The sequence below is a fragment of the Rhabdobacter roseus genome, assembly GCF_014202275.1.
Lineage (GTDB): Bacteria > Bacteroidota > Bacteroidia > Cytophagales > Spirosomataceae > Rhabdobacter > Rhabdobacter roseus.
In genome coordinates, this window is the sequence record NZ_JACHGF010000003.1 from 500424 (window position 1) to 513916 (window position 13493).

The window sequence follows — 13493 nt, forward strand, 5'->3', positions numbered from 1 at the left end:
ATGAGTTGCTTTTAAAACGGAATGCCAATACTTGTCATTGAAACAATTATGTAGGCCTTATTACCCAAACGTATGAAACCCTCAAAATCTACTCTGTTGGCCGTAGCCGGGGTACTGGCCGTAGGCCTGGTTGCTTCCTACCAACGTACCAACCCCAGCACCGTTAGGAGCGCGGGCCTCGATAGCCTGTACGCCAAGCTGTCGGAAGACGACAAGCGCTCACCGCAGTACGCCGTGGCGGGCCTCACCGTAGCCGAAGGCCTGGAAGCGACGCTTTTTGCCTCCGAACCTACCCTGACCAACCCCACCAACCTCGACGTAGACCACCGCGGGCGGGTGTGGGTGTGCGAAGCGTACAACTACCGCCCGGCCATCACGGGCAATCCTACGCACGAGCAGGGCGACCGCATCCTGATCCTGGAAGATACCAACGGCGACGGCAAGGCTGACAAAACGACGGTCTTTTACCAGGGCCCCGAGCTCAACGCGCCGCTGGGGATCTGGGTAATGGGCAACCAGGCCATCGTGTCGCAGAGCCCCTACGTGTGGCTCTTTACTGACGAGGACGGCGACGACAAGGCCGATAAAAAAGAAATTATTTTCCAGGGCATCAAAGGCGAGCAGCACGACCACGGCATGCACGCCTTTGTGTTCGGGCCCGACGGCAAGCTGTATTTCAACTTTGGCAACGAAGGTACCCAACTCCTAGACGGCCAGGGAAAACCCATTCTGGACAAAAAAGGCAAAGCCATTGATTTTAAAAAGTACCGGCAGGGCATGGTGTTCCGCTGCGACCCGGATTTTAAAAACATCGAAGTACTGGGCAACAACTTCCGGAATAACTACGAAGTAGCCGTAGATAGCTACGGTACCATGTGGCAGTCGGACAACGACGACGACGGCAACAAGGCGGTGCGGATCAACTACGTGATGGAATACGGCAACTACGGCTTCACCGACGAGATGACGGGCGCGGGCTGGCGGGCGGGCCGCACCAACGTGGAGGATTCGATTCCGTTTCGACACTGGCACCTCAACGACCCCGGCGTGGTACCTAACCTGCTCCAAACCGGCGCGGGCTCGCCCACAGGCATGGTAGTATACGAAGGTCGGCTGCTGCCCGGTACCTACTGGGACCAGATGATTCACTGCGACGCGGGCCCCAACGTGGTGCGGTCTTACCCCGTACAGAAAAAAGGTGCGGGCTACACCGCGACCATCAATAACCTGCTGGAAGGTACCCGCGACCAGTGGTTCCGGCCGTCGGATGTGTGCGTAGCGCCGGACGGCTCCCTTTTCGTATCCGACTGGTACGATCCGGGCGTGGGTGGCCACCAGGCCGGTGACCTCGAGCGCGGGCGGGTGTTTCGGGTAGCCCCGCCCAACGTATCTTACAAAACGCCCCCGCTGAGCCTAAATACCCCGCAGGCGGCCGTCGAAGCCCTGCAAAACCCTAACCTTTCGGTAAGGTACCTGGCCTGGAACGCCCTCCTGAAAATGGGTACTTCGGCGGAGCCTTCTCTTGCCAAACTTTTTGAGGATCAAAACGCCAACCCACGGATGCGGGCGCGGGCACTCTGGCTACTGAGCAAAATGGGGGGCTTCAACAGCCGTTACCTCGAAGCCGCCTTCCGCGACGCCAACCCCGACCTGCGCATTACAGCCCTGCGGGCCGCCCGCCAACTCACCGACAACCCCATCGCGTACGTGAAGCGCCTGGCCAACGACACTGACCCGCACGTACGCCGCGAATGCGCCCTCGCGCTGCACGAACTACCCACCTCCGAGGCGGCGGGTATATGGGCTTCGCTGGCGCAGCAGTACGACGGCCAGGACCGCTGGTACCTCGAAGCGCTCGGAATTGGGGCCGCCAACAACTGGGACCAGGCCTTCAAAGCCTGGCTGAAAACGGCTGGCTCCACCCCCACAGGTACCCCCGCGGGCCGGGATATCGTGTGGCGGGCCCGCACAAAGGAGTCGGTGCCGCTGCTGGCTTCGCTGGCCAGTGACGCCTCGGTGGATCTGAAAAGTAGGCTGAGGTACTTCCGCGCGTTTGATTTTAACCCCGGCGGCAAAGAAAAATCCACGGCCCTGCTCCAGATGATGAAAGGCAAGGCCGCTGATCAACTCGAAATCAACAAGCTGGTGCTGCGCCACCTCGACCCAGCCTTCGTGAAGCAGTCGCCGGTGGCGATGGCCTCTTTGCAAAAGCTGCTGGATGCCACCTACGATAGCCCCGAGTACATGGAGCTGGTGACCCGCTACGAACCTACCACCGAAAACAAACGCCTGCTACAGCTTGCCACGACCAAACCTTACGAAGGTACCGGGCGCGAAGCGGGCCGCCTGCTGCTCAAACAACCCGGCGGGGAGGCCCTGCTCCGCAGTGCCATCAACGGCTCCGACCCCGCCAAGGCCAGCGCCGCCCTGGCTTCCATCCGGGGCGTGGGTAGCAAGGAATCCCTGGCCCTGCTGACGCAGGTAGCCCTGGACAGCAAGTACCCCCTGGCGCTACGGCGCGACGCCACCCGGGCTATTGGGGGCAGCCAGAGTGGCGAGGACCAGATCCTGGCTTATTTGAAAGAGAACAAGTTTAATAAAGACCTAAAAGACGCTGCCGTGCAGGGCGTGAGCAACGCCTGGCGCCGGGCCGTACGCACCGAAGCCGCCAAGTACCTCGACGCCGACGCCACTTCCTCCACCCGGAAACATCCGCCCATGCCAGAGCTACTCAACGTCAAGGGCGACATTGCCAAGGGAAAAGTGGTGTTCTCGATGTACTGCGCCGTGTGCCATCAGGTAGAGGGCGACGGGATGGATTTCGGGCCCAAGCTCTCCGAGATTGGCAGCAAACTACCCAAGGAAGGACAGTACCTGGCTATTTACTACCCCAGCGCCGGGATTAGCTTTGGCTACGAGGGCCACGAAGTAACAATGAAAGATGGTTCGAAGGTAGTAGGGATCATTGCTTCCAAAACTGAAAGCGACCTGCTGATGAAGTTTCCGGGCGGAAGTACCCAGGAATATAAAATGACCCAGGTGAAATCCATCAAGCAGCTCGACGAGTCCATGATGCCCGCCAGCTTACAGGAGGCCATGAGTACCGAAGAACTCACCGGCCTGGTAGAGTACTTGAGTAGCCTCAAGCGGAAAAAATAATCTTCTATACCCCCACAAAAAGCGCCCCGCTACTGGTCCAGTAGCGGGGCGCTTTTTGTAGGGGTATATTTCAAAGCTGAGCTAAGGATCTCTGAGCATTTCAGGAACTTGCCTCAGACTATCTCCGCTGCCCGTTTACTCTTCCCGGATCTTTTCTTCGCTTAGTTGCTCTTGACTAAAGATAAATTTCCGAAGCTGCTTACCGCGCTCATTAGCCTGCTGGGCTTTTTCATTAAATAGCTTCGCCGCCTTGGCGTTTCCGCCTTTTTCCAGTTGCTTCCCGGCCTGCTCGAGCAGCAACATCATTTCTTCCAAACCTCGAACGCTTTGCCAGAGCTTATCTTCCACCGATTTGGATACTTCGGCCAGTAGCGCACTGGCCGTAAAGGCATGGCCCGTATGGCAGCGGTAGCGGATCAGTTTTCCCTCTTTGATGCTTACCAGAGTACCGTTGCAATCCGGGCAAGTAAGGGGGGTGAGCTCCCCCATCTTCAGGATGTCCATGCTGGCATTTGCCTGGGCGGCGGTGTGGATTTCGAGGTTCATACGATCCGTTTCGATAGAAGAAGAAGCCGGATCTACCAGTTCTAAGGTATCTTCGATCAGCCGACACACCAGCGGGGCCATTTCGGAAATGGGAACTATGTAGTCTACGTCCACATATTCGAGTACACTCTCGGGCATACTAGGGTACATGGCCTCCTCTGGCTCCTGAATGATCCCTAGGCCACCCAGGCGCTTTACGGACCACATGCCCGAAGTACCGTCGTTGAGCAGCCCCGTGAGCACGATGCCGATGGTACGAGGACCATAAGTATAGGCCGCGGAGCGAAACAGCGCATCGATGGAAGGACGAAACCGGTTTTCCTTGGGGCCTCTTTTGATAAGAATATGGTCATTCTCAATGAGCATGTGGTGATCGGGCGGAGCTATGTAGATACAACCCGGCCGAATTGCCTCCCCGTCCTGAGGGTGTACTGCCTTGAGCGGTCCGACATTATTGAGGATCGTAGGTAGGTAGCTTGGTGCATGAGCGGCCACATGCTGGACAATAAAAATAGAAGCCTGGCAACTACTTGGTAAGGAAGCAACCAGCTCTTTTAGGGCGTAGACGCCCCCGGCGGAAGACCCAATAACGACAATATCACGTGTTGCCATACTAGTTTTTGGAATTGATCAAAGTCACTTCGCAGAAAGGAGGAATACCTGCCAATGATTCTTTTCTGAACTAAATGCGTGCCAATAGCTTAGCCTAGTCCTCTTCGTATTGGCGCGGAAAGTGAATACGGAACAAAGTACCCCTTTCTGCCTCGGTTTCAATTTCCATTTTTGCGCCCAGCATATCGCACAGCCGTTTCACAATAAACAACCCAATCCCCTCACCCGTAGTTATTTGGGTATCAAGCTCTGCTTGATTTGCCGTGGATGTTGCTTCGGCTTCATCCGTAGCGGTTTCTTGAGTGGAATACGGTTTATCCAATAGCTTATTCTTCACCAACTCAGGCATACCCGGTCCGGAATCTTTGACGACCAGAAACCAAGAGCTGGTTGTGGGTACTTCTGCTCCCTTTTCCATCACACCTTCCGTAGGGCCCCAGCTCACCTCAATACTACCACGGGAAGTATATTTAATGGCATTCAAAATCAGGTTCTGCGCAATGCGGTGTATTTTTATCACATCCCCACGAATCAGTAAATGTTCCGGGCCTTCCAGTACCATCTTCAAGTGCTTTTCGTTGGCGAGCAGCGTTACGTTCTCACCTAGTTCCCGGAGTATTTTGGCTACGTCAAAAGTGGTTAGCTGCGGTTCCTCTTCTCCGGCTTCCAGGCGCGAATGATCCAGTAGCTGGTTCAGCATCTGCGTCACTTGCCGCACGCTACGCTGCAGGGTAGTCAGGGTTTGGGTACGCTCCTCTTCCGAATCGAGCATATCCAGCAGTGAAGCCGCTACCACCACCACGCCAAAGCTCCCCCGCAAGTCGTGGGAAGCGGCCCGGAGAAGCTCGGCCCGGTGCTGCACGTACTGGCGCATACGCTCCAGCGATTGCATGGTTTTGTCCGAGCGCTTCAATTCCAACAGCCACTGGTCATGCTGTATCTCCGCTTTTTTCAGGGTAGTAATGTCCAGCCCGTTAAGTACCACGCCGCTGTCGTGCCGGGTAAGCGATAGTCCCAGCCACTTCACCTCCCCTTCACTCTGGAGTTGGCGTTCTTCATAAAATGGCTGCCCCGTTTCCAGGACGCCAAGTACATTCTCAAAGGTTTTCTCCTGCCATAGTTTGTTGGCCAGTTGGGTAGCCGTTTTCCCGATCAGCTCCGATACGGGTTTCTCCTTGAGGCGGGCAAACTTATCATTACAGACCATCAGTCTAAATTCCTTTATAAGCTTTTCTTTGTCCCGGATGGCCTTAAAATAACCAATCGCCGCGGGCGAGCTGTCCAGTACGGCCTGCAGGTTTTCGGCCGTTAGCTGTACTTGCTGTTCGGCATCTTTGCGGTCCGTAATGTCAAGCAGCGTCGATACCACGCCATTTTCATTAACCTGTTGGGTCACAAACAGGGCGTAGCAACGTTCTTGCTCGGACCCAACCGGTCTGAGGTTTATCTCACGGTAGGCCGACACACCCGTCCTAAGTACCTCCATGTACATGTCGAAAACGCCGGATTCCCGCGTTTCGGGATGCGCTTCCAACATAGTCCGGGCCTGGATGTCCTCCGCGGTTCTTCCTAATAACTCAAGCGCTGACTGGTTGAAAACTGCCGTGTTGAAGTCCACCGGCTCGCGGGTAGTGGAGTCATAGAGCGCTTCCATGAGCGTGATGGCGGCCGGTACCCCATTGAGCACACTTTGCAGGCGGCTGACTACCTGCGCTACCTCATCGTGTGAGTGCTTTAGCTCCCGGTTAGCCTGGTGGAGCTCTTCGGTACGCTCCCTCACCCGCCGATCCAGCTCCTGGTTGAGCTCTTTCTGGAGCTGTACATCGACGCAGGTACCCATGTAGCCGCTGAAGGTACCATCGTGCAGAAACGTAGGCTTGGCATTTTCCAGCATCCAGCGGTACTCGCCATCGTGTCGGCGAAGGCGGTACTCGGTCTGAAACGGCTGCCGGAGTAAAAATTTGGCGTTGTAGATGGATAAGTACCCCAGCCAGTCGTCGGGGTGGATACCCTGCGCCCAGCCGTGGCCCATTTCCTCCTCCAGCGTGCGGCCGGTATAGTTGAGCCAGGCTTGGTTCAGGTAGTTGTAGCGTCCTTCCTCATTAGCCACCCAAATCATGGTGGGGGCGTGGTCGGCGATGGTCCGGAACCAGGCCTCCCGTTCTTCCAGCAGGCGCTGGGCCAGCCGGTGCTCGGTGATGTCTTCGATTGCCAGCAGAATAACCTCCTGGCGGTGCTGGTATATCACCTTCCGGGCATTGAGGCGCATTACTTTTTCCCCAATAAACGGGAACGTATGGGATACCTCAAAGCCCGTTACCGGCGAATTGTCCGTAATGGTATTTTCCAGGAGTTCGCGCAGACGCTGAATATTCCACTGCCCATTGCCTACTTCGTAGATCAGCTTTCCTTCAATCTCCAAGCGATCGGCCCGGTACATTTGGTAAAACGCCCGGTTAGCACTCTTTATCCGCAGGTCTTTGTCCAGGATCAGGGTAGCTTCCCGAATGGTGTCAAAAATAGCCTCCGCGTAGCTGTAGGCTTCCGTAAGCTGGTCGTTGCGCTGCTGCAGCTCTTGGTTGATCGTCAGTAATTCTTCGTTGGTAGACTCGATCTCCTCCTTGCTGGTCTCGAGCTCTTCGTTGATACTCTGTAACTCTTCGCTGCTGCTCACGATCTCCTCGTTAGCCGACTGCAGCTCTTCGTTGCTGGCTTCTTGCTCCTCGATGATCGAGTGCATATCTTCCCGCACCGCCGCCAGTTCTTCTTCCAGCTCTTTGATCCGGCGGTTGCCCACGGTAGTCGACTTGGTATCGCTGACGAAGCTCGGGGGCATTTCTTCAAAAAGGACCAGGTACAGGAATTGCTCGCCTTGGTTTCGAAGCGGTACCACTTCGATGGCTACCTGATGGGTCGTGGCGTCTCGGTCTTTAATTTCCAATCCCGCCTTTCGGACCGGCTTTCCCGTCTTCCGGGCTTTATGAATGGTATTGCGTAATTCAAACACCAGCGATGAACGGGCCATTTTTAGTAGGTTCAGGCTGGCTTTTCCCGGCGAGGGCTCGAGGTAAAGTCCCGTAGAACCCCGGAACTGTAAAATCTCCAGATCCTGATCCACCACCACGCTGGCGGGTACATACTGGCTCAGCAGTATCCCATCTACCAACCGGTCCAGGTCATTGACCGGCTCCGTCACTTTCGAGGCCAGGCGCAGGTAGTCAAACTGTTTGGGACGCGCTACGTCCCGCGCATGGGGAGTGATATTGAAGGCTCCTTTACTGGATACGTCATTCTTCCGGATATACGCTTTATAGGCCTTATCGACCTGCGAAAAAAGCGCCACGGCATTTCCTACGGATTCGGAATTGCCCAGCAACAGGGTCCCGTTGGGATTTAGCGCGTAGTGAAAAATGGAAAACGCTTTTTGCTGAAATACATCGTCCAGGTAGATGAGCAGGTTCCGGCAACTGATCATATCCAGCCGGGAAAAGGGCGGATCTTTCAGTAGGTTGTGCTGCGCAAACACGCAAAGGTCAAGAAGGGATTTGCTGATCCGGTACTGATCGTCAATCTTGCTAAAAAAACGCTGCAACCGCCGGGGCGATACCCCTACGATTTCACTGCTGGAGTAGCTCCCCTGGCGGGCTTTGTTGATGACGGACTGGCTCAGATCAGTAGCAAAGATCTGGATGGGTACATGAGCGGCCCGGTCGCCCAGGGCTTCCAGCAACAGCATAGCCAGGGAGTAGGCCTCCTGGCCCGTGGAGCACGCCGGTACCCAAATCCGGATTGGCTCCCGGGCCGCCTTACTTTTGATGATTTGCGGAAGTAATACTTTTTTTACGTGATCCATCGTCTCTGGATCTCTGAAAAAGCTAGTGACGTTTATCAGCAAGTCATTATAAAGTACGTGCGCCTCGGTAGGGTCCTGCCTGAGGTACTCCGCGTAGTCCTTGAGCGTTTCCAGCTTGTAGAGCAGCATCCGCCGGATGATTCGCCGACGGATGGTCGTCATTTTGTAATGGCTAAAATCCACCCCCAGCACCCGACGCAGCAATTGAATGATGGTTTTTAGATCCTCTTCGGCCCTGGTATTCTCTACCTCCACTCCCTCTTCGAGCCGAAACGCCTCGAGCCGCTTACTCAACCGCACCAGCTCCCGGGCTATTTCCAGTGGCGGAAGCACCCTATCAACCGCCCCTTCGCCGATGGCGGCTTTGGGCATTTCCTGGTACAGGGCGGTTGTATCTTGTGTGAAGGTGATGCCCCCGGCGGCTTTGATGGCCTTTAACCCCTGGGCACCATCCGTACCGGCTCCCGACAAAAGCACCCCAATGATCCCCTCCCGTTGTCGCTCCGCCAACGCGAAAAAAAACGAGTCGATGGGCATCGAAACGGGTACCTCGTCAAGGCTCTCGGCGGCCGTAAATTCCTGGTCGCTTACTTCCAGTTCCCGGCCTGAGGCTAACACGTATACTTGATCAGGTGCAAGCAAAGTACCCGGCTGGGCTTCCTGAACCGGCCTTGCGGTGACGGCCCCCAGCGTAGTAAGCAGGGTGGCCGTGTCGATGCCGCCCACATGTGCCTGAAGGTACACGAAAGCCAGCCCCGTGCTTGGTGGGAGCTCTTTCAGTAGTTCCGAGAAAGCTTCCAGGCCCCCGGCAGCAGCACCAACGGCAACCAGAGGTACGGGAGCCAGCGAAAGGGCAGAAATGGGCTTTGAGGGGGGGGATTTTTCTTTTTTGGCCATTGAAAATGGGGCGGTGGAAATTAATCGGACTCCTATTTTTCCCTTTTAAAAGGTACTTGTACCCATCGGCAAAGGATCAACCAGGGTACTTTCTCTTCAATCACGGCCAAAACAGGGCTCATGAAACAGGGAACTAGGTACTGATCGTTCTATCTCCTCGTTCATTTCATCCCTAATCAATATAAAAATGGCTAATTAATCCAAAGGTACTTTGTCCAAATGACAAAAAAGTAGGTTATGCTTTCTGTATAGTAAAGGGTAGTGGCAAAGAATCTTACTCAGCCAAGCCGTAAAGGAGATTTCTTTCTGTGTCTAGACAGACAATACGGCTATTTTAGCTGGTGAGCAGAGGGAAGATAAGAATAGGCTATAACTATATACCGCAAATAACATACATTTATATGATACTACAAAAATACTATAAAGAAAGTGGAGTTGACAAAACGACCTAAAAAAAATACTTGAAATTTTATAATTTACTTCCTCCGAATCTGCACTGGCTCAAAATAACCCCCAAAGTACCCTTATACTGGTAGTTTGTGCCGTCGCTCTTGTTTTGGAGCGGGGCCGTCCCAATTGACCAGGCCACGGGTAGTTTCCCGCCCGTACCTGGCCTTGGCTCACCGAATAAAAAAAGAGAAAGTACCGGCCAATGTGATAAAATCTTTGGGATCTATCCTTCATAATCTTTAATAACTTCTTATTTTCGCATCTCCAATCTGGTATGTGTTGATACGAATGAAGTTTTTTCCTTGCTCCCTCTTCCTGGCAGTAGCCCTCCTGTGGGTAGTTTCGCCGGTCTTTTCCCAGCCCACTTTTTCCAAACAAGCCTTCGGCAGCGCCCCACACGACAGCCTCACCGAGCAAGAAAAGCGTTTTCCGGAAAACGCCCTGACGGGTCTCACCGTCGCCGCGGGCCTCGAAGCCTCGCTTTTTGCGTCCGAACCGCTGCTGGCCAACCCCATCAACATCGACGTGGATCACCGCGGGCGAGTATGGGTACTGGAGGCTTATAACTACCGGCCTTCGCTCAATGGTACGCAAAAAAGCCCCCTGGGTGACCGCATCCTGATCCTAGAAGATACCAACGGCGACGGCAAGGCCGACAAAACGACGACCTTCTACCAGGGACCAGAACTGAACGCGCCGCTGGGGATTTGGGTCATGGGCAACCAGGCCCTCGTGTCGCAGAGCCCCTACGTGTGGCTCTTCACCGACGACAACGGCGACGGCAAGGCCGACCGCAAGGAGATTGTGTTTCGGGGCGTGGGCGGCGAGCAGCACGACCACGGTATCCATGCCTTCGTGTTCGGGCCGGACGGGAAATTTTACTTCAGCTACGGCAGCAAAGGCAAGCAGCTCCTCGACGGCCGCGGCCGCCGCCTGCTCGACAAATACGAGCGCCCCATTGACTTCCGGAAGTACCGCAACGGCCTGGTGTTTCGCTGCGAGCCGGACTTTACCCACGTGGAGATCCTGGGCGAAAATTTTCGCAATGGCTTCGAAGTAGCCGTAGACAGCTACGGCAGCGTGTGGCAGTCTGACCGCGACGAAGAAGGCAACGAAGGCGTGCGGATCAACTACGTGATGGAAGGGGGGAATTTTGGGTACATGGACGAAATGACCGGCGCCAGCTGGCGCATCTACCGCACCAACCTGGAAGAGGAGATCGGGCGGCGGCACTGGCACCAAAACGACCCCGGCGTAGTACCTAACCTCCTCCAGACGGGCAACGGAGCCCCGATGGGCATGGCCATCTACGAAGGTACTTTATTACCCCGTACCTACTGGGGGCAAATCCTCCACTGCGACGCCGGGGCCAACGCGCTTCGGGCTTATACCGTCGAAAACGACGGCGCGGGCTACAAAGCCTCCATGACGAACATCCTGGAAGGTACCAGCGACCACTGGTTTCGTCCGTCGGATGTCTGCGTAGCCCCCGATGGCTCCCTCATCGTGTCGGACTGGTACGACCCCGTAGCGAGCGAAAACCGGGCGGGTGACTTCCGCCGGGGGCGGATTTACCGCCTGGCGCCTCCAGGTACCTCCTACACTACCCCTACCTACGACTACACCACCCCCGAAGGAGCCACGCTGGCCCTCCAGAACCCCAACCTCTCAGTACGGTATATGGCCTGGAACGCCCTCGTAGCCATGGGCCGCCGGGCCGAGCCCGAGCTGGGCAAACTCCTGCACTCGGCCTACGCCGACCCGCGCCTGCGGGCCCGGGCCCTGTGGGTACTTAACCGCATCGAGGGCATCAGCACCCGCCACCACGAAGCCTGCTTTAGGGCCATCAACCCCAACCTCCGGATCACCGCCCTGCGTACCGTCCGCCAGCGCAACAGCGACCCCATCGAGTACATCAAGCTGCTCGTCAGCGACCGCGACCCGCAGGTACGCCGTGAGTGCGCCCTGGCCATCAACCATAACCACACCTACGAAGCCGAAGACGTGTGGGTGAGCCTGGCCAAAAAGTACAACGGCCAGGATCGCTGGTACCTGGAGGCGCTGGGTATTGGCGCTTTTGATCAATGGGAGCGGCTTTTTCCGGCCTGGCTGGCTACTACCCAGGGCAATCCGCTCGCAACGGCGGCCAGCCGAGACATCATCTGGCGCTCCCGTACCAAGCAGGCCATTCCCTGGCTCGCCACCCTGGCGGGCGACAGCGCCGTGGCCCTCAACGAGCGGGCGCGGTACTTCCGGGCTTTTGATTTTATTCCCCGTGGCTACGAAAAAACCCTGGCTCTGCTGGATATTGCCAAGGGTGATTCGCCCCAGCAGGTAGCGGCCCACAAAATGGCGCTGTTTCACCTCGACCCTGACTACGTGCGGGATTCGCCGCGCGGCATGACGGCCCTGCAAAAACTCCTGGACGAAAACTACGGTACCTCCGACTACATAGACCTGGTAGTACGGTACTCGCCCGAGTCCGAAAACCAGCGCCTGCTCCAGCTCGCCATGGCCAAGTACGCGGAGCCCATCGGGCGCGACGCGGGCCGGCAGCTCCTGAAACAAGCCGGTAGTGGTTTTGTGTGGGAAAAAGTAAATACCGGTCCCGACGACGGCCGGATTGCGCTGCTGTCGTCGCTACAGCTGATAGGAAGCCGGGAGTCCCTGAATATATTGAGCAACGTCGTACTCAGCGACCACCAGTCTCGAAAAGTACGGCGCGAGGCCATTCGTTTCCTGAGCGGTAGCTGGGAAGGGGAAGATATGGTACTTACCCTCCTAAAAAGCGGCCAGCTGGAAGGCGATATCAAAGCAGCCGCCGTAGAAGGCATTCGCAATGCTTTCCGAAAAGAAATACGCACCGAAGCCGACCGTTATACCGAATTTGCGGAGGATTCGTCGGAGAAGTAGGGACAGGAAGCGAGGTACCTTAACGGCTCGGCCAGTACCCTCCAGGGTAGTAGCGGAAAACCCTTTATAGAACCCTTTACACGCTATACGATCGGCATGGAACCACGCACGACAATCCTGGGGCTGGGCGCAGCCGGGATTCGCACCCTAACCTACCTCTCTGAACGCAGCCCCCGGGAGGTGAGCCTCATCGGCATCGACACGACCCCCGCTAGGCCGAAAGCACCCGGCCTGGACCACCGGATTGCTCTGGTCCTCCTCCCGCCCGCCGACGGGTTGGACGAAACGGGCTTTCAGCTCAGCGCCCTCCTCCAGCAAGAATCCCTGGAAGAACTCCTTGACGAAGATACCTCCCTGGTGATCCTGGTGGGCGATCTGTCCGAGCCTCTCGTCAAGGGTACCTTGCCTGTGATTGCCCAGGTGGTGCAGCAACGGGAAATACCCTTTCTGCTGGTACCCGTAACGGCCCAAGTACCTCCCGAAAGTACCCTGCCTACCTACTTCAACGGCTTGCTCCTGGCTGCGGGTGAGCTCTCGCTGGCGGGGGCAGAATCGGCACCACCAGCCGAAAGTACCCTGCGCGCCTGCGCAGACCGGTTGGAACTCCTGTTGGAGATCTACCAGCCTTTATCTCCCGCGGTCTCGATTGATTTTCAGGACTTACTGTTTATGCTCAAAAAAGGACGGTACTTCCTCCTGGCCAAGGGAATGGGGGCGGGCCCGGAGCGGAGCGAGCAAGCTCTCAAACAAGCCACGGAGCAACTCACTGCCGTGCCGCATCCCGCCCTGGACTGGAAGAGTAGCCTGATTCTGCTCACCGACGGCCCCGCCAAACCCCAAACCATCGGCGAGCAAAGAAAAGCCTTTATGGCCGTGAAAAAATTCTTTACGGACCGGGGTTCCGAATTGCAACACGTGAAAGTTGGCTACGCCACGGATGAATCCCTGGCCGACCGGCTGAGCGTGTTCCTACTGCTGGCAGGTCAACCCATCCCACGCACCGAGGCATAAAACCAAGGTACCTGATAAGGTACCTGAGGAATAGCCCGTGGAGCCGGAATTA

The 13493-nt window shown here is 56.3% G+C and carries 5 protein-coding genes; 3 read left to right on the top strand and 2 right to left on the bottom strand.

The features are described 5' to 3' along the window. Nucleotides 1-72: 72 nt before the first annotated feature. The gene (locus HNQ92_RS11925; protein ID WP_184174245.1) at nucleotides 73-3159 is read left to right on the top strand and encodes a PVC-type heme-binding CxxCH protein; all 3087 of its coding nucleotides are present in this window, start codon (nucleotides 73-75) and stop codon (nucleotides 3157-3159) included. 135 nt (nucleotides 3160-3294) lie between these two features. Here HNQ92_RS11925 and HNQ92_RS11930 read toward each other — a convergent pair whose 3' ends face one another. Both HNQ92_RS11930 and HNQ92_RS11935 read right to left on the bottom strand, forming a co-directional pair. Beyond that, nucleotides 3295-4317, bottom strand: coding sequence for a chemotaxis protein CheB (locus HNQ92_RS11930; protein ID WP_184174246.1), 1023 nt, complete (start codon nucleotides 4315-4317; stop codon nucleotides 3295-3297). A 94-nt stretch (nucleotides 4318-4411) separates the two neighbouring features. After that, nucleotides 4412-9067 (bottom strand): CheR family methyltransferase, encoded by a 4656-nt coding sequence (locus HNQ92_RS11935; protein WP_184174247.1) that lies wholly within the window; start codon nucleotides 9065-9067, stop codon nucleotides 4412-4414. Between the two features lie 738 nt (nucleotides 9068-9805). On the opposite strand from HNQ92_RS11935, the gene HNQ92_RS11940 reads away from it, so the two are divergent. Further along, nucleotides 9806-12430 (top strand): PVC-type heme-binding CxxCH protein, encoded by a 2625-nt coding sequence (locus tag HNQ92_RS11940; protein WP_184174248.1) that lies wholly within the window; start codon nucleotides 9806-9808, stop codon nucleotides 12428-12430. Nucleotides 12431-12526: 96 nt separating this feature from the next. Next, nucleotides 12527-13441, top strand: a complete 915-nt coding sequence (locus tag HNQ92_RS11945; protein WP_184174249.1) for an FtsZ/tubulin family protein — start codon at nucleotides 12527-12529, stop codon at nucleotides 13439-13441. The last annotated feature ends 52 nt before the right edge of the window (nucleotides 13442-13493 follow it).

Excerpts from the sequence above, each read along its gene's own strand:
- HNQ92_RS11925 (WP_184174245.1), top strand. The coding sequence starts at position 73 with ATGAAACCCTCAAAATCTACTCTGTTGGCCGTAGCCGGGGTACTGGCC.
- HNQ92_RS11930 (WP_184174246.1), bottom strand. The coding sequence starts at position 4,317 with ATGGCAACACGTGATATTGTCGTTATTGGGTCTTCCGCCGGGGGCGTC.
- HNQ92_RS11935 (WP_184174247.1), bottom strand. The coding sequence starts at position 9,067 with ATGGCCAAAAAAGAAAAATCCCCCCCCTCAAAGCCCATTTCTGCCCTT.
- HNQ92_RS11940 (WP_184174248.1), top strand. The coding sequence starts at position 9,806 with ATGAAGTTTTTTCCTTGCTCCCTCTTCCTGGCAGTAGCCCTCCTGTGG.
- HNQ92_RS11945 (WP_184174249.1), top strand. The coding sequence starts at position 12,527 with ATGGAACCACGCACGACAATCCTGGGGCTGGGCGCAGCCGGGATTCGC.